We start from the raw sequence: 16,828 nt of genomic DNA, 5'->3' as shown, positions 1-16,828 counted from the left end.
GACGTGGGCATGACAGCGGCGAGTCAGTTTTGCAGCCTGCCGCCGCTTCGATGCTATTTCTTCTTAACAACGGCCTCGGAAAGCGCCTGCTGGATGATTGCCCTGGCTGTCCAGCGCGCCACGTCGGTGACGCCGGCCAAGTCCAGCTTCCAGATGTCCTTGAGCACCAGGAACACTTCCGTGCCGTAGACCAGCGACAGCGCCTGCGCCACGCGGTCCTGCTGCGCCGGCGTCAGGTCGGACGCCAGCGGCGCGATGGCCCGCTTCAGGATGTCGGTGCGATGGCCGCGCACCAGCCGGGGCTCGGCGCCCGCCTTGCCGGCGCTGGCTTCGGCGTGCTGCTGCAGCGACACCTGGATGGCGGCGCGCAACGGGGCCTCGTGGGCCTCCAGGCGCGGGTAGGCAAAGCGCAGCAGTTCGTCGACGCGCGTTGCGGCGTCGGGCGCATCGGAGTCCCAGGCCAGGATGGGGCCCAGGCTTTCGTCCACCACGGCGGCGATCAGGGCGCTCTGGCTTGGGAAGTACCGGTACGCCGTGGCGCGCGATACCTGCGCGTGTTCGGCCAGTTCGGCGACGGATGGCGTGACGCCCTGCGCCATGAGTTGCTGGGCCGCGTCCAGCAGGGTCTTGCGCATGCGGGCGCGCGGCCCGTGCGGCGGTTCGCCGCTGGCTTCGGCCTGGCGGCTGGCGGGAGCGATGAGCCGGGCGCCCGCGGCTGGCGAAGGCGCCTTTTTGGCAGGGGAACGGGTTTGACGTGAGACAGGTGTCTCAGTATGATTCTTTCGTCTCATTTCTGGATTCTACAGGCCTTTGGCCTCACATTACGAGGCGCGCACGGAGTGTAGCCGCCCGCGGAGGAGTCATGACGCATACCAAGCAGCGGGTGTTTGTCGCCGCCACCTACGACACGAAGGGCCACGAGGCCGAATATGTGGTGGATCTGCTCCGGCGCGAGGGGCTGGACGTGGTGTCGGTGGACGTGTCGACCTCGGGTGCGCCCAGCGCCGCGCACGTGTCGGCGCAAGAGGTCGCCAAAAGCCATCCCGATGGCGCTGGCGCGGTTTTCACCGGAGACCGCGGGACCGCCATCGCGGCCATGGCCTTGGCGTTCGAGCGCTATGCCGCCGCCAACGCCGACGTCGGCGCCTTGCTGGGCCTGGGTGGATCCGGCGGCACCGCGCTGATCACGCCGGCCATGCGCGCGCTGCCGATCGGCACGCCCAAGGTGATGGTTTCCACGATGGCCTCGGGCAACGTCGCCCCGTATGTGGGGCCGTCGGACATCGCGATGATGTATTCCGTGACGGACGTGGCCGGGCTGAACCGCATCTCGCGCCGCGTGTTGGCAAACGCGGCCGGCGCGATCGCGGGGGCGTTCCGCCAGTCCGCCAGCGCGGCCGCCGACGACGGCCGACCTGCCGTCGGCATCACCATGTTCGGCGTCACCACCGCGTGCGTGCAGCAGGTCACGCCGCTGCTTGAATCGCGCTACGACTGCCTGGTGTTCCATGCCACGGGCACGGGCGGGCAGTCCATGGAAAAGCTGCTGGACAGCCGGCTGCTGGCCGGCGTGCTGGACCTGACCACCACCGAGGTCTGCGACCATCTCTTTGGCGGCGTGCTGGCCTGCACGGAAGACCGCTTTGGCGCCGTGGCGCGCACCGGTGCGCCCTACGTCGGGTCCTGCGGCGCGCTGGACATGGTGAATTTTGGCGCGATGGACACCGTTCCCGAACGCTATCGCGACCGCAAGTTCTATCCCCACAACCCGCAGGTGACGCTGATGCGCACCACCGCCGCCGAAAACACACGCCAGGGCGAGTGGATCGCCGAACGGCTGAACCGTTGCAACGGTCCCGTGCGCTTCCTGATTCCCGAGGGCGGCGTGTCCGCACTGGATGCGCCGGGCCAGGCGTTCTGGGATCCGGAGGCCGACGCCGCGCTCTTCGCCGCGCTGGAAGCCAACGTGCAGCAGACGGCAGATCGCCGGCTGGTGCGCGTGCCCTGCCACATCAACGACCCGCTGTTCGCCAGGACCGCGGTCGAACATTTTCTTGAAATTGCCGCACATTAAGGATTGCCGTCATGCCGCGTTTTGACCGTAACGAACTGCTGGACAAGTTTCGCGCCATGGTGCGCGCACGCACCCCCATCGTGGGTGGCGGCGCGGGCACCGGGTTGTCGGCGAAATGCGAAGAAGCGGGCGGCATCGACCTGATCGTGATCTACAACTCGGGCCGCTACCGTATGGCGGGCCGTGGATCGCTGGCCGGCCTGCTGGCGTACGGCAACGCCAACGAGATCGTCGTGGACATGGGCCGCGAAGTGTTGCCGGTGGTGAAGCACACCCCGTTGCTGGCTGGCGTGAACGGCACCGACCCGTTCTGCGATTTCGACGTCTTTCTGGACGACCTGAAGCGCCAGGGCTTTGCCGGCGTGCAGAACTTTCCCACCGTCGGTCTCATCGACGGCAACTTCCGCGCCAATCTGGAAGAGACGGGCATGGGCTACGCGCTCGAAGTCGACATGATCCGTCTGGCGCATAAGAAGGGCATGCTGACGACGCCCTACGTCTTCAATGAGGACGACGCCGTGGCCATGGCCCGCGCGGGGGCGGACATCATCGTCGCCCACATGGGGCTGACGACCGGCGGGTCCATCGGGGCTGAAACCGCGTTGACGCTGGACGACTGCGTCACGGCCATCGACCGCATCGCCGAGGCCGCACTGGCCGTGCGCTCGGACATCATCGTGCTGTGCCACGGCGGTCCCATCGCCACGCCCGAGGACGCCGCGCATGTGCTCCGCGCGTGCAAGCATTGCCATGGTTTCTATGGCGCCAGTTCCATGGAGCGCCTGCCCACCGAACAAGCCCTGACCGCCGCCACGCGCGAGTTCAAGAATCTGACGTTCTAAGCTGTATTCCGCAGTTTTCCCACCTTCGACGCGCCTGGCGTCCCCCGGAGCCCGTATGCCGCACACCGTACACATCACCGCTGTCGTCCAGGCCCCGCTGGACAAGGTCTGGTCCATGTTCCGCGATTTCAACGGCCTGGGAGGCTGGCATCCAGGCATCGCGCACAGCCGGCTGGAAGAGGGCGGCCGGCACGACGCAGTGGGCTCGGTGCGTCATCTGACGCTCAAGCCCTCGGGTTTCGTGCGCGAGCAGTTGCTGATGCTGGACGATCCGAATACCTCGCTGCGCTACTCCATCATCGAAACGGATTTGCCAATGCGGGACTACGTCGCGGGCGTATCGCTGCATCCGATCACGGAAGGAGGCGGCACGCTGGTCCAGTGGTGGGCCGACTTCCGCGTGGAGGGCGCGGCGCTGAGCGACGTGGCCACCGCGGTGGGGCAGGGCGTGTTCGCGGCAGGATTGGCTGCGTTGGACGCAAAGCTGCGCGGGGGCTGACGCCGCCGGCGTCTCAAGTGGCAAGGCACCCGTCGCCGCGCGGGCGGCTCAGCTTTTCTTCCGCCCGACCTGTGCCACGCGCCGGCACCCCGCTGGCAATTCCGCAGTGCGCAGGTAATCGTGGATGGCGCCGATAAGCGCCTGCGCCGCCGGGCTGAGCGGGTATTCCTTGTGGCGGATGATGCATACCGTGCGCACCACGGTGGGACGCGCCAGCAGCGCAAAGGCCAGCCCGGGCTCCTGCACGCGCTGCGCGGCCAGCGCGGGCAGCAGCGCGACGCCCATCCCGGCCTTGACCAGCGCCGCCTGCGACGTGGTGCTTGAAGCTTCGTAGAACGGCGCGGCAGCTTCGATCGGCAGGTCCGCCCGCGCGCGCAGCAGCGCCATGATGCCGGTTTCGTCCACCACGCCGACAAGCTTGCGCCCCGCCAGGTCGGACCAGCGCATCGCGCCATCGCGCCCGGGCCGCAGGCTGGCGTCGTCCTGCCGATACAGCACGCCGAAGCGGTCTTCCAGCAGCGCGTCGAATTGCAGGCTGGGCGCGTCCGCCCAACGGCTGGTCAGGCCGAAATCCACTTCTCGTGCCGCGACCTTGCGCTGGATGCGGCCGGAGTTGTCGTCGCTGAGGTACAGGCGCACCGCCGGATACTGCGCCGCGAACACGGCGGCCGCCGGCGCGATGATCTGCGTGATCGCCGACGGCGCCGCGGCCACGCCGACGCGCCCGCGTTCCAGTGCGCCAAAGCGCACCACGTCTTCGATGACGCCATCAAAGTCCGCCAGCAGCCGCATGACGCGGGGCAGGAATTCCTCGCCCGCGGGAGTCAGCAGCACGCGCCGGCTAGTGCGGGCAAAGAGTTGCGTGCCCAGCGCGTCTTCCAGTTGGCGCACCAGGCTGGTCACCGATGACTGCGTCTGAAACAGGCGTTTGGCGGCATGCGTGAAACTGGATTCCTGGGCCACCGCGACAAAGGCCGTCAGGTGCTTCAAGGTGACGTGCTTGGGCAGGCGATGCATTTCAAAATGAGATAGATGGATCAATAAAAACAATTTTTCCAGATTGATCGCCCGGACGATACTAGGGCCTTCATCAAGCTGGGCAGTCAAGGCAGGCATCATGCAGCAGGGCAATCTGGATCTCATCATCGAAGGCGGCTGGCTCATCGACGGGCTGGGCGGCCCCAGGCGCCGCGCCGACGTGGGCGTGGCGGGCGAGCGCATCGTGGCCATTGGCGATCTATCCGCCGTCACGGCCGCGCGCCGCGTGGACGCGACGGGAAGAATCGTGGCGCCCGGCTTCATCGACGTCCACGGCCATGACGATCTGATGTTCGTGGAAAAGCCCGACCTGGCCTGGAAGACCAGCCAGGGCATCACGTCGGTCGTGGTCGGCAATTGCGGCGTCAGCGGCGCGCCCGCGCCGCTGCCCGGCAATACCGCCGCAGCACTGGCCTTGCTGGGCGAGACGCCGCTGTTTCCCAGCATGGCCGATTACTTCGACGAACTTCGCCTGCGCCAGCCCGTGATCAACGTGGCGGCGCTTGTAGGCCATGCCAACCTGCGCCTGGCGGTGATGCGGGATCCCACGGCCCAGCCGACCGATGACGAGCAGGCGCTGATGCAGCGCATGCTGGACGACGCCCTGGAAGCGGGCGCGGTGGGCTTCAGCACCGGCCTGGCCTACCAGCCGGGCGGCGTGGCGCAGCAGGCGGAACTCCAGGGCCTGGCCCGCGTCGCCGCAGCGCGCGGCGCGATGCACACCAGCCATATCCGCAACGAGGGAGACCACGTCGAGGAAGCGGTGGAAGAGGTACTGGCCATCGGCCGGGGCAGCGGCTGCGCCACCGTCCTGTCGCACCACAAATGCATGATGCCGCGCAACTGGGGCAAGAGCCGCGCCACCCTGGCCAACATCGACCGCGCGCGCGCCGAAGGCGTGGACGTGGCCCTGGACATCTACCCCTATCCGGGCAGCTCCACCATCCTGATTCCCGAGCGCGCCGAGACCATCGACGACATCCGCATCACGTGGTCCACGCCGCATCCCGAATGCAGTGGCGAATACCTGAGCGACATCGCGGCGCGCTGGGGTTGCGACAAGACCACGGCGGCCGAGCGCCTGTGCCCCGCAGGCGCCATCTATTTCGCCATGGACGAGGACGAGGTGCGCCGCATCTTCCAGCATGAATGCTGCATGGTGGGCTCCGACGGCCTGCCCAACGATGCCCATCCGCATCCCCGCCTGTGGGGCAGTTTCACGCGCGTGCTGGGACGCTACGTGCGCGAGGCCCAGCTTGTGACGCTGGAAGCGGCGGTGGCCAAGATGACCTCCTTGCCTGCCCGCGTGTTCGGGTTGGCGGACCGCGGCCGCGTCAGCGTGGGCGCGTGGGCGGATATCGTGGTGTTCGATGCCGACACCGTCATTGACTGCGCGACCTGGGAGGCGCCGACGCTGGCGTCGGCGGGCGTGGAGCACGTGCTGGTCAATGGAAGCCAGGTTTTTCCGCCGGTCGACGGCATGCCGCGTCCCGGCAAGATCCTGCGCCGCGTCCCGGACGCGGCGAACAACCTCTAACAACAGCACCATCCCTCAGGAGACAAACCATCATGTTCCGCAAGACTTGCGCCGCGCTGGCGCTGGCAGCCGCGTTGCCGGCCGCCCACGCCGCCTTTCCCGACCGACCCATCACCCTGATCGTGCCGTTTCCGGCGGGCGGGCCCACCGACATCGTCGGCCGCGTGGCCGCGGCCAAGGCGGGAGAGATCCTGGGCCAGCAGATCGTGGTGGAGAACCGCACGGGCGCGTCCGGCACCATCGGCATGACGGCCACGGCGCGCGCCAAGCCGGACGGCTACACCGTGGGCCTGGCCACCGTCAGCACGCATGGCACCGCGCCGCACCTGTTCCCGAACCTGGCCTATGACCCGGTCAAGGACTTCACGCCGGTCAGCAATCTGGTGACCAGCCCCAACATCCTCGCCGTGAATCCGAAGTTCCCGGCCAAGACCCTGGCCGAATTCGTGACGCACGTGCGCGCCAACCCCGGCAAGGACGGCTACGCCAACGCGGGCGCGGGCGGCGTGAACGACCTGGGCATGATCTGGTTCATGCAGATCATCGGCGGCAAGATGAACAGCATCTCGTACCGCGGATCGGCGCCTGCGCTGACCGATACGGTCGGCGGCGTGGTCCCGGTGATCTTCGACAATTTCCCGTCGTCGCTGCCGTACGTGAAGAGCAATCACCTGCACGCCCTGGCCATTACCGGCACGGCGCGCAATCCGCGCCTGCCGGACGTGCCGACGTTTGCGGAGCAGGGCTACAAGGACTACGACGTCACCGCCTGGTACGGCGTGGTGGGCCCGGCAGGCATGCCGGCCGACGTGCGCGACAAGCTGGCGGACGCTTTTGCGCGCGCCGTGCGCGATCCCGCGACGGCGGCCAAGATGGAAGAGACGGGCGCCTTCCCGCTGGGCAATACGCCGGCGGAATTCGGCGAACAGATCCGCACCGAGCGCGATCGCTGGAAGACGGTGATCGAAAAGGCGCAGATCAAGCTGCAGTAAGCGTAGTTCGGCGCGGCGGCTTCAGTCGGGCCGCCGCGTGATGCCGGCAGGCCGTCAATACACGTCGCGCCGGTATCGGCCCGCGTGCTGCATGGCCTGCAGGCGTTCCGCGCCCAGGATGTCCCGCAAGGCTGCGTCCACGCCGCCCGCCATGCCTTGCAGGCTGCCGCAGACATACACGGCGGCGCCCTCATCCGCCCACGCGCGCACGGCGTTCGCCTGTTCGCGCAGCAGGTGCTGCACGTAGCGGCGTTCGGGTTGGTCGCGGGAGAACACGGCGTCTACACGTTCCAGCGTTCCGTCTGCCTGCCACGCGGCAATTTCTTCGCGGCAGAACCAGTCGCGGGCGGCATGGCGTTCGCCAAAGACCAGCCAGTTGCGGCGGTGGCCGTTGGCGCGACGCGCCTTGATCAAAGCGCGCAAGCCGGCAAGCCCGGTGCCGTTGCCCACCAGGATCAGCGGCCGATCATCCGCCGGCGCATGGAAATTCCGGTTTGCGCGCACGCGCAGGGCGATCTCGTCGCCGCGTTGAGCCAGATGCGTGAGCCAGCCGCTGCCCACGCCCATCGCGCCATCGGCGCCGCGCATCTGCCGCACCAGCAGCTGGATGGAGCCGTCTTCGGGCAGCGAGGCGATGGAGTATTCGCGGTGCGCCTGCAAGGCGCCGCCGCGCGAAAGGCGGGGACCGATCTCGGCGATGTCGCCGGCCTGCCACGGGCGCGAGCCCTGCGCAGGCGGCGTCAGTGTCAACAGATAGCAGGGGCCGCCCTGGCTGCCTGGATTGAGCAGCAACCGGTCCTCCAGGCGCCAGGGCTCGTAGACAGGCGCTTCCCAGTCGGGCAGGTCGCTGCGGCCGGCCAGCAGGCCCAGGTGATGCTGCCAATGGCGCAGCGCAGCCGCGTCATCGTTGTCGACTTCGACCAGGTCGAACAAGGGCGCGGCGCCTTGCGCTTGCAGCCAGTCGTCCAGGCGACGGCCAAAGCCGCAGAATTGCGCGTATTCGCTGTCGCCCAGCGCCAGCACGGCGAACTGCGCCCCGGCCAGCGCGGCGCCCGCGGGTGTTTGCAGCATGTGTCCGGCGAAAGCAGCGGCCGCATCGGGCGGGTCGCCTTCGCCATAAGTGCTGACGACGAACAGCAGGCGCCGGTAGGCGGCCAGGCGGGTCGGGTCCAGTTGGTCCAGCGATGCCACGCGCACGTTCAGGCCGCCCGCACGCAAGGATTCGGCGGTCTGCGCAGCCAGGGATTCGGCGTAGCCCGTCTGGCTGGCGAAGGCGACGAGGACGGCGTCTTCCGGCGCGGGGGCGTCCAGGGCCTGGCGCGCCTGCGCCTGTTGCGCCTCGTGCCGGCGCGCGCGCCGCCACGCCCACAGGCATAGCAGCGCCCAAGCCAGCACCACGCACGCCGCCGCGATCAACCGGGTGGGACTCATGGGATCAGCGGGAAGCGGCCAGGGTCTGGAATGCCGGCGTGGCGACGGGCCGCCAGGCACCGTGCTCGCGCAGGATGAACAGGGCGGCCAGGTCGTGGCGGGCGGCGTAGGCCAGTCCGTCGGTTTCGCCCAGCACGGTCAGCACGGTGGCCAACGCATCGGCCTGCATGCAGCCGGGATGCAGCACCGTCACCGAGGCGACCGTATTTCGCACCGGATGGCCGGTGCGGGGATCTATCGTGTGCGCATAGCGCGCGTCGCCCGTGCCGGCATGGCGCCGGTAGTCGCCGGACGTGGCGATGCTGCAGTCGTTCAGGGGCAAAGCCAGCGCGTGGTCGTCGCTGGCGTCGGGGACTTCGATGGCTACGCGCCAGGGCTGTCCGTCCGGACGCTTGCCGCGCGCGCGCAGCTCTCCGCCGACTTCGACCAGGTAATCCGTCACGCCCAAGGCATCCAGCGCCATTGCCGCGCGGTCCACGCCATAACCCTTGGCGATGGACGACAGGTCCAGGTAGACGCCGCCGGGCTGGTAAGCGGCCTGCCGGCTTTCATCGAGCTGCACGCGACGCCAGCCGCAGCGGGCGCGCGCCGCCTCGATGGCGGCAGGCGAGGGCGGCTCGAAGGCGCGCTGGTGCGGTCCGAAGCCCCAGGCGTTAACCAAGGGGCCGACAGTCGGGTCATAGGCGCCGCCGCTGTCCTCCGCCAGCGCCAGCGCATGGCGCAGCACGTGGTGGAAGCCGGCGGGAAGCGCCTGCCAGCCGGGGCTGGATTCGTTGTAGCGCGTGATGTCCGAATCCGCTTCCCACGTGCTCATCTGAGCGACCACCTCGTCCAGCGCGCGCTGGATGGCCTGGCGCGCGGCGGCATCGGCCGCCCCGGCCGGCAGCGCCATGCGCGCGGACCAGGTGGTGCCCATGGTGGCGCCCGCCAGCGCGGCAGGTCGGGCGGGCATGGCGCCATAGGCAACGCGAACGGCCGGAGCCGCCGCGCCGCGCTGCGCATAGGAAGGGGTGTTCGCCACGTGCGCCCTGCGATCAGGGTTGCAGGACTTCGACCGTGCCGGCGTACGACAGGCGGCGCTTCTTGGCCTGCGGCACGCTGACCTTGGCGTCTTCCATGCCGGCCTCGATCCAGTACAGGCCAGGCTGCGGCCACTTCACCGAGAACTTGCCGTCCTTGTCCGTCTTCAACTGGATCTCGCCGACCTTGTCGCGATAGCGGCTGCCGCCGGGCACGACGTTCACTTCCAGGTCTGCCGCGGGCTTGCCGTCCAGCAGCATCTGGAACGTGGCCGGCTCGTCGGTGAACAGGTCGTTCGGGTGCGTCACGGGCGCCAGCTCCAGGCCGCGGCCCACGGGCTTGACGGCCGACGGCTTGCCTGCGGTCACGAAGGTCTCGACGCGGCCCAGGCTTTGCGAGACTTCCAATTCGTCAGCCTTGGCGGGCACGGCCTGCGCCATGCCCTCGGCCTTGCCGAAGTAGCGCTTGTTCTTGCCGTCTTCCTTCCAGCGCGCGAACACGCCATCGTTGACCACGGCCACGCGGTAGGTGCCGCTCTGCTTGAGCTGCAGGTCGAACGTGCTGCGCAGCTTGCCGCGGTTGACGTTTTCGGCTTCGGCGGCGTTGCCGTCCGGCGCGGTCACGGTCAGGCCGTCCAGGCGCAGCGGGGCATGGTTGAAATAGAACTTGTCGTTGCCGACGGCGGCGTCGACCGTGATCCAGCTGTCGGCGCCCGACAGCACCGTCGACGACGGCACGAGCCAGACGTCATGCGCATGGGCGGCAAAGGGCAGGCACAGCGCCAGGGCGGCGGCCAGTTTGGCGGCGGATTTCATCATTGCGTTCCTAATGGACGGGTAGGGGATCAGGGCTTGAGGTCGAGCGCGATGGCGCCCAATTCGTGTTCGCCGCGCGCGGTGAGCTGCTCGGCTTTTTGCGGCGGCCACTGGAACGGAATGCGCACAAGTTCGCGGCCGCCGACTTCGCGGGCCGCTTCCACGACCACGGCGTACTGGCCGGGCTTGAGCTGGGACAGCGGCTTGCTGGCGGCGTCAAAGCTCAGCGCGTGCTTGCCCACGGGCTTGGTCGCCCCGCTGACGCCGTCCACCGGGAACTGCTGGTTGCGGCCGCTGCGGCGCCACCATTGACGCATGTCCTTGAGCCATTCCGTGCCTTCGTTGTTCTTCTTGGCCACGTCGTACCAGACGGCCAGATCGCTGGCGACGCTCTGGTCGGGGTTTTCGATCCAGATCGCCACGTACGGGCGGTGGTATTCGGCCACGTCAAGGCGCGGCACCTCGATGGACAGGCCGATGTCGGCCGCTTGGGCCGTTCGGGCGATCATGCCGGCCAGGAGGGCCGACAACAACAGTTTGCGCATGGAGATCTCCAGGGCGGATCGATGGAATCAGTGAATGAACAGCAGGGCCAGCACCAGCGGGATCACGAGGCCCAGCCCCACCATGGGCCAGGTCGCGCTGCGGTTGCCGGCGTGCATCTTGAGCAGCACCAGGCCGGTCAGCGAAAACACCAGACAGGCGACGGCGAAAACGTCCAGGAACCAGCTCCAGGCCGCGCCGGTGTTGCGGCCCTTGTGCAGGTCGTTCAGGTAGGAGATCCAGCCTCGGTCGGTGCGTTCGTATTCCACGTCGCCGCTGGCGCGGTCGATGGAGAGCCAGGCGTCGCCGCCCGCGCGCGGGAGCGACAGGTAGACCTCGTCCGCCGACCATTCGGCAGTCCTGCCGGCCGTGGACGCGTCCAGCGCCTCGTCCAGCCATTGCGCCACGGCGCCGGGCAGCGGCGCCTTCTTCTGTGCGGGCGCGTCGGCCAGTTGCTTGAGTACGGACTCGGGCAGGTGGGCCTCGCGGCTGGTCACGACGGCCTTCGATTCAATGTGCGAGGCGTTGTTCAGCGTCAGTCCCGTCACGGCAAACAGCAGCATTCCCAGCAGGCAGAGCGCGGAGCTGATCCAGTGCCACTGATGCAGTGTCTTGAGCCAGTAGGCGCGGCGGCGAGGAGGGGCTTGGGTGTCCATGGAATATCGGTCGGGAAGGCGCGGATTCTAACATTTAATGAGAATTACTCTTATAAAAGCTGGGCCCGTTCGCACGCGGAAATTTCAATCGATTTCGGGCGCGTGGCCCCGGGGCGGTGGTCCGGACGCCCGGCGCGTTGCGTGCGTCGGCCGTTCGGCGGGGCTAAGATAGGCCACCCTTTTTCGAACACCGGAGGTCGTCATGCTGCAACAGCAAGTCGTGGATCAAATCGGCCGTCATTGGGGATGGGTGGCGTTGCGCGGCGTGGTCGCCATCCTGTTCGGTTTCATGGCGATGTTCATGCCCGCCATCACGTTGTCGGCGCTGGTGATGGTATGGGGCGCCTTTGCGCTGGTGGATGGGGCGCTGGCGCTCATCGCCGGATTCCGCATCCGGGACCACGGCAAGCCGCTGTGGGCGCTCATCGTCGTGGGCCTGCTGGGCGTGGCGGCGGGCATCATCACCTTTCTCTGGCCCGGGCTGACCGCCCTGATCCTGCTGTACATCATCGCGGTCTGGGCAGTGGTGGCGGGCATCTTCCAGATCATTGCCGCGGTGCGGTTCCGCAAGGCCATCCGCAATGAATGGCTGCTGGGCCTGTCGGGCCTTGTGTCGGTCGCCTTCGGCGCCATGCTCATCATGCAGCCCGGCGCCGGTGCGCTGGCGCTGGTGTGGGTGATCGGCATCTACGCGGTGTTTTTCGGCATACTCCTGCTCGTCTTTTCGTTCCGCCTCAAGCAACACGCCAACACCTGATCCATGTCCGCCTACCAAACGCTGATTCCCCTGAATTTCCTGGCCGTAGGCCTGGGCGCCGTATTTGGCGCCTGGACTCGCTGGCTGGTCAGCCTGTGGCTGAATGTCGAGTCCTGGCCCTGGGGCACTTTCGTGGTGAATCTTGCGGGCGGTTATCTGGTGGGACTGGTGCTGGCGCTGGTGGCCGGCCATCCGGAATGGCCGGCATGGGTGCGTCTGGGGGTCATCACCGGCTTCATGGGCGGACTGACCACGTTTTCCACGTTTTCGGCGGAAACGGTGGCCATGCTGGAACGGGGCGCGTACGCCAGCGCGCTGGGGTACGCCGGCTTCAGCCTGGCGGGGTCGCTGGTGCTGACGGCGGCGGGCATCGCCACCGCCCATCTGCTGCGCTAGGCTGCGGTCAGCCGCCCGGGCGCCATCAGGCGCTTGACCGCCGGGTCACGTGCCGTCGGCGCGCGCCGGAATGGCAGCGGGCAGCCAGGTAGGCTGGCCGGGCATGTCATGGGCCTGCATGTCCGTGCGGTATTCATAGCGATCGGGCCGGTAGCGCGCATGCAGCCATTCGACAGGCCGACCGGATTCGTCGCGCACCACGCGGTGCAGGCTCAGCAGGGCCGATCCCACCGGCACGTCCAGCAGCTCGGCCACGCCGGGCTCGGCCAGCACGGCGGTAATCGATTGTTCCGCGCGGGCCACGCGCACGCCAAGGTCTCGGAAGATGGCGAGCAGCGGTTTGGAACCGAGATCCTTGCGCCGTATGCGCTGGCCGATGTCATCCGGCACGAACGTGGTCAGGTGCGAAAACGGCTGCCCTTCGTGGCTGCGTACCCGCACGGCGCGCTGCACCGGCTCACCCACGTTCAGGTCAAGGCGCGCCGCCACCTGGGGCGAGGCGGGCGCGGTTTCCAGTTCAAGCAGGCGCACTTGCGTATGCATGCCCATGCGGGCCAGATGCGCCATCAGGGCATCGATGCCGGCGCCTTGCTGCGGGGCGGGAAACGGCAGCGGCCCGGCGGCGAAGGTGCCGCGCCCCTGCCGGCGTTCGATCAGGCCATCGGAAGCCAGCGCGTCCAGGGAACGCCTTATCGTCAGCCGCGAAACGCCATATTCCGCCGCCAGGGCGTTCTCGCCCGGCATGGCCTTGTGCGCGGCGAAGCCCCCCGATTCCAGGCGCTGCTTCAGCAGCAGGTAGACCTTGTGATAAAGCGGCAGGGGACTGTCGGACACGAGGGGCTCCAGAAGGGATCAATCGGCCGTTGCGCCGGTGAACTTGACGATTTCAGCGTAGCGCTCGATGTCCTGGCGCACGAAGGCGCCCAGTTCCTCGGGACTGCTGCTGACCGCGCTGGCGGCCTCGCGTTCGAGCAACTGGCGGAACTCGGGCGTATCAACGGCCTTGCGGGCTGCGGCGTTCAGCGTCGCAAGCTTGTCTGCCGGCAGCTTGGCCGGCCCGAAGAGCGCGAACCACGCATTGGATTCGAAACCCTTGATGGTATCGCCGATGGGCGGCACGCCGGGGAACTGCGGCAGCGGTTGGGGGCTGGTCACGCCCAGCGCCCTGAGCGCGCCGCTCTTGATGTGCGGCACGGCGTTGAGCGAACTGGCGAACATCATGTCCACCTGGCCGCCCAGCAAGTCCGTGATGGCGGGCGCCGTGCCCTTGTAGGGGACGTTCAGGATGTCCAGTCCCGCCATCATTTTCATGCGTTCGCCGGCCATGTGCAGGGACGACCCGATCGCGCCCAGCGCCATCGTGTGCTTGCCCGGACTGGCCTTCACCAACGACACGAACTCCGGCATGGTCTTCGCGGGGAAATCCTTGCGCACGACCAGCACGCTGGGCACGTTGGCCAGCATGCTGATGGGCGTGAAGTCCGCCACCGGGTCGAAGGGCAGCTTGCGGTAGAGCGTGGCGTTGATCGAAAAGCTGGTGAAAGTGACCAGCAGCGTGTTGCCATCGGGGTTGCTCTTGGCGACGTAGTCGGCGGCGATGTTGCCGCCGGCGCCCGGTTTGTTCTCGACCACCACGGGGCGCTTCAGGTCCTGTCCCATATGTTGCGCAATGCTGCGCGCCACGGTATCGGTGGTGCCGCCCGGGGGCGCGCCCACGACCAGCCTGATGGCGTCGCCCTGCGCGACGGCGGGGGCTAGGAGCACGGCCAGCGCGCTTGCCAGCGCGACGCCCGCGGCGATTCGATGCAGTCCCGGCATGATTTGTCTCCTGATATGTTGTATTGAGGACAATACAAGTATAGGGGCGCACGGCGGCGCCGGCACGCCGGCAAAGCGCAAGTCGGGGTCGGGTTTTCCAGCAGATCGGATCAGAAAAAGCGAATCGGTCGCAGGGCGGCGGCGCGAAGATTTGCGCCGCAAGCGCGTTCGTCGCGGATGCGTGGGCGAGGCGAAGCGGGCCCCGCCCGCCGCGTCTCAGGCTGCCCGGGGGTTGAGCGCGCGCGCCGCCTGCAGGCCGCTGCGCACCGCGCCTTCGAGCACGCCCGGATAGCCGGTATCGGTCCAGTCGCCGGCCAGCGCCAGCGTCGGCCAGGGCGTGGAGTTCAGCGGCCGGGTCAATCCGGGCAACGCGGCGAACGTGGCGCGCTTTTCAATGAAGAGTTCCGCGGCGGATACCTCCGGCATCGGCGGCAGGCGCAGGGGATGGCGCGCGGCCTGTTCCGCCACCTGGTCGATGAGGGCCTCGATGGTCTGCCGACGGTTGCGTTCGCTGATGCCGACCGCCGCACTGGCCACCACGGCCAGCTCGCCGGCCTTGGTGTCTCCGGCCAATTGGGCGCGGTCGAACACCCACTGGCCGGCGTGGCCGCGGGCGGCGTCCTCGCGCAGCATCATCATGGGTTCGGGCAGGCGCCACGGATCGGCCAGCCGCACGTTCAGCGTGGCGATGGGCAGGTAGTCGAACGCCTTCAGGGCGTCGAGCAGCCCCGTCGCGCCGGCTTCGCGCAACGGCGCGTCCAGGAGGCGCGCCGCGAAGGTGGGCGGCACGGCAAGCACGGCCGCGTCGAAGCGCTCCTGGTTGATGTCGATGCCGTCGTCCGACGGATGCAGCTGGCGTACCGTGCTGCCGTAGCGCATGGTCACCTGGCGCGCGGCGGCGTCCGGCCACAGCGCCGACAGGTCGGTGCAGGGCAGGAGCAGGTCGCTGTCTTCGCGGCTGCCGGCAAGGCTGTCGCGCAGCACGCGGGCAAAGAGGCCGGCGCTGGCGGTGGCGATCGGGGTGTTCAAGGCGGCCAGGCACAGAGGATCCCAGACCTGGCGGATCAGCGCGTCGGACTGCGCGTAATAGTGCAGCAGCTGCAGCACGGTCCAGTCGCGCGGCGGCGTCCAGGACATGGCTTTCAGGCCGCGCATGAGCCGCAGCATGGCCAGACGGTCGGTCCACGACAGCCCCCGGGCGCGCAGGACGGCCATGGCCATGTGCAGGGGGGCGGGCAGGCGCGGGGCGGACAGATTGAATCGCCCGTCCAGGCTGGCCAGCCGCAGCGGGCGGCGCATCAGCAGTGCGTCGGGGTTGCGCCCCACACGGCGCATCAGCGCAAGGGTGTCTTTGTAGGCGCCGGACAGCAGGTGCTGGCCGTTGTCCAGGGGCGCATCGAAGTCGCCATGAAAGACGCGCCGCGCTCGTCCGCCGGGCGTGTGGCCGGCTTCGAAGACCGTGACCTTCGCGCCGGCTTCGCGCAGGGCGACGCTGGCCGCCAGGCCAGCCCAGCCTGCGCCGATGACCGCCGCCTTCACTGCGCCAACCGGCGGACCAGGCCGCGTCCGCCGCTTACCCAGGTCTTCCAGGCCAGCCAGAGTTTGCGCAGGGGCGTAAGCGAAATCCGCTGGTGCAGCACCTGCCAGTTGTCGCGCTCGATTTCGTCGAGCAGGGCGTGGTAGATGGCGGCCATCATCAGCCCGGGCCGCTGCGCGCGGCGGTCGGCTTCGGGCAGGTTGCTCATTGCCTCGCGGTAAAGCTCGCGGGCGCGGTCGGCCTGGAATTTCATCAGGGCGCTGAAGCGCTCGGAATACTCGCCGTTCAGGATGTCCGAGGCCTTGACCTCGAACTGCTGCATGTCGTTGACGGGGATGTAGATGCGGCCGCGGCGGGCGTCGTCGCCGACGTCGCGGATGATGTTGGTCATCTGGAACGCCAAGCCCAGCTTTTCGGCATACACCAGCGTCTTGGGATCGGAATAGCCGAACACGCCGGCGGACAATTCGCCCACCACGCCAGCGGCATGCCAGCAATACTTGCGCAGGCCCGGCCAGTCCAGGTAGCGGGTCTGGTCCAGATCCATTTCCATGCCGTCGACCACGGCCAGCAGGCGGTCACGGGTGATTGAACAGCTTTCCAGGTGCGGCTGCAGGGCGCGGGTGACGGGATGGTCCGGCTTGCCGTCGAACATCTGGTCGACTTGCGTGCGCCACCAGGCCAGCTTGATGCGGGCGAGCGACGGATCGGTGCATTCATCGACCACGTCGTCGACTTCGCGGCAATAGGCGTACAGGGCCGTGATCGCGCGCCGACGTTCGGGCGGCAGGAACAGGAAGGAATAGTAGAAGCTCGAACCGCTTTTGGCGGCTTTCTCCTGGCAGTACTCGTCAGGGGTCATTAGGCAAGGCC

At 68.2% G+C, this 16,828-nt stretch carries 18 protein-coding genes; 7 read left to right on the top strand and 11 right to left on the bottom strand.

Going from position 1 to position 16,828, the window contains the following annotated elements:
- Positions 1-53 precede the first annotated feature (53 nt).
- Positions 54-635 carry a helix-turn-helix domain-containing protein gene (locus RT614_RS16505; protein ID WP_313623194.1) on the bottom strand — a complete coding sequence of 194 codons (582 nt, stop codon included), beginning with the start codon at positions 633-635 and terminating at the stop codon, positions 54-56.
- Between the two features lie 227 nt (positions 636-862).
- On the opposite strand from RT614_RS16505, the gene RT614_RS16500 reads away from it, so the two are divergent.
- From RT614_RS16500 to RT614_RS16490, 3 genes are read left to right on the top strand one after another with little or no spacing between them, the layout of a single operon-like run.
- Positions 863-2,074, top strand: coding sequence for a Tm-1-like ATP-binding domain-containing protein (locus RT614_RS16500; RefSeq protein WP_313623193.1), 1,212 nt, complete (start codon positions 863-865; stop codon positions 2,072-2,074).
- Between the two features lie 11 nt (positions 2,075-2,085).
- The gene (locus tag RT614_RS16495; protein WP_313623192.1) at positions 2,086-2,916 is read left to right on the top strand and encodes a phosphoenolpyruvate hydrolase family protein; all 831 of its coding nucleotides are present in this window, start codon (positions 2,086-2,088) and stop codon (positions 2,914-2,916) included.
- Positions 2,917-2,971: 55 nt separating this feature from the next.
- Positions 2,972-3,415, top strand: a complete 444-nt coding sequence (locus RT614_RS16490) for an SRPBCC family protein (protein WP_313623191.1) — start codon at positions 2,972-2,974, stop codon at positions 3,413-3,415.
- Positions 3,416-3,463: 48 nt separating this feature from the next.
- On the opposite strand, the gene RT614_RS16485 is transcribed toward RT614_RS16490, so the two are convergent.
- Positions 3,464-4,432, bottom strand: a complete 969-nt coding sequence (locus tag RT614_RS16485; protein ID WP_313623190.1) for a LysR family transcriptional regulator — start codon at positions 4,430-4,432, stop codon at positions 3,464-3,466.
- Positions 4,433-4,532: 100 nt separating this feature from the next.
- Here RT614_RS16485 and RT614_RS16480 point away from each other — a divergent pair, with 100 nt between their 5' ends.
- Together RT614_RS16480 and RT614_RS16475 are read left to right on the top strand one after the other, a co-directional pair.
- On the top strand, positions 4,533-5,990 hold the full coding sequence (locus tag RT614_RS16480; protein WP_313623189.1) for a D-aminoacylase: 1,458 nt from the start codon (positions 4,533-4,535) through the stop codon (positions 5,988-5,990).
- Positions 5,991-6,022: 32 nt separating this feature from the next.
- Positions 6,023-6,982, top strand: a complete 960-nt coding sequence (locus RT614_RS16475; protein ID WP_313623188.1) for a tripartite tricarboxylate transporter substrate binding protein BugE — start codon at positions 6,023-6,025, stop codon at positions 6,980-6,982.
- A 54-nt stretch (positions 6,983-7,036) separates the two neighbouring features.
- On the opposite strand, the gene RT614_RS16470 is transcribed toward RT614_RS16475, so the two are convergent.
- Genes RT614_RS16470 through RT614_RS16450 form a run of 5 tightly spaced genes read right to left on the bottom strand, consistent with a single transcriptional unit; the run spans position 7,037 to position 11,447 of the window.
- Positions 7,037-8,413, bottom strand: a complete 1,377-nt coding sequence (locus RT614_RS16470; RefSeq protein WP_313623187.1) for a sulfite reductase subunit alpha — start codon at positions 8,411-8,413, stop codon at positions 7,037-7,039.
- Positions 8,414-8,417: 4 nt separating this feature from the next.
- Positions 8,418-9,434, bottom strand: coding sequence for an FAD:protein FMN transferase (locus tag RT614_RS16465; protein ID WP_409558483.1), 1,017 nt, complete (start codon positions 9,432-9,434; stop codon positions 8,418-8,420).
- 13 nt (positions 9,435-9,447) lie between these two features.
- A complete protein-coding gene (locus tag RT614_RS16460) occupies positions 9,448-10,248 on the bottom strand; it encodes a DUF4198 domain-containing protein (RefSeq protein ID WP_313623235.1) in 801 nt (266 codons plus the stop codon).
- Positions 10,249-10,277: 29 nt separating this feature from the next.
- Positions 10,278-10,793 (bottom strand): DUF2271 domain-containing protein, encoded by a 516-nt coding sequence (locus RT614_RS16455; protein WP_313623186.1) that lies wholly within the window; start codon positions 10,791-10,793, stop codon positions 10,278-10,280.
- Positions 10,794-10,820: 27 nt separating this feature from the next.
- Positions 10,821-11,447, bottom strand: coding sequence for a PepSY-associated TM helix domain-containing protein (locus RT614_RS16450; protein ID WP_313623185.1), 627 nt, complete (start codon positions 11,445-11,447; stop codon positions 10,821-10,823).
- A 202-nt stretch (positions 11,448-11,649) separates the two neighbouring features.
- Here RT614_RS16450 and RT614_RS16445 point away from each other — a divergent pair, with 202 nt between their 5' ends.
- Together RT614_RS16445 and RT614_RS16440 are read left to right on the top strand one after the other, a co-directional pair.
- The gene (locus RT614_RS16445; RefSeq protein WP_313623183.1) at positions 11,650-12,204 is read left to right on the top strand and encodes an HdeD family acid-resistance protein; all 555 of its coding nucleotides are present in this window, start codon (positions 11,650-11,652) and stop codon (positions 12,202-12,204) included.
- A 3-nt stretch (positions 12,205-12,207) separates the two neighbouring features.
- Entirely contained in the window at positions 12,208-12,600 is a 393-nt protein-coding gene (locus RT614_RS16440) for a fluoride efflux transporter CrcB (protein ID WP_313623182.1), read from the top strand.
- A gap of 45 nt (positions 12,601-12,645) precedes the next feature.
- On the opposite strand, the gene RT614_RS16435 is transcribed toward RT614_RS16440, so the two are convergent.
- The 4 genes from RT614_RS16435 to hpnD form a co-directional block, all read right to left on the bottom strand.
- Positions 12,646-13,434 carry a GntR family transcriptional regulator gene (locus RT614_RS16435; RefSeq protein ID WP_313623181.1) on the bottom strand — a complete coding sequence of 263 codons (789 nt, stop codon included), beginning with the start codon at positions 13,432-13,434 and terminating at the stop codon, positions 12,646-12,648.
- An 18-nt stretch (positions 13,435-13,452) separates the two neighbouring features.
- The gene (locus RT614_RS16430) at positions 13,453-14,418 is read right to left on the bottom strand and encodes a tripartite tricarboxylate transporter substrate binding protein (protein WP_313623180.1); all 966 of its coding nucleotides are present in this window, start codon (positions 14,416-14,418) and stop codon (positions 13,453-13,455) included.
- A 216-nt stretch (positions 14,419-14,634) separates the two neighbouring features.
- Complete coding sequence (gene hpnE / locus RT614_RS16425) at positions 14,635-15,957, bottom strand: hydroxysqualene dehydroxylase HpnE (RefSeq protein ID WP_313623179.1); 1,323 nt, start codon at positions 15,955-15,957, stop codon at positions 14,635-14,637.
- Positions 15,954-16,817, bottom strand: a complete 864-nt coding sequence (hpnD, locus tag RT614_RS16420) for a presqualene diphosphate synthase HpnD (RefSeq protein WP_313623178.1) — start codon at positions 16,815-16,817, stop codon at positions 15,954-15,956. The genes hpnE and hpnD overlap by 4 nt, the downstream gene beginning before the upstream one ends.
- Between the last annotated feature and the right edge of the window lie 11 nt (positions 16,818-16,828).

This window comes from Achromobacter sp. (genome assembly GCF_032102605.1).
In the GTDB taxonomy this organism is placed as follows: Bacteria; Pseudomonadota; Gammaproteobacteria; order Burkholderiales; family Burkholderiaceae_B; genus Achromobacter.
Note: the sequence above shows the minus strand (reverse complement) of the source record. Positions and strands in the feature narration are given on the sequence as shown.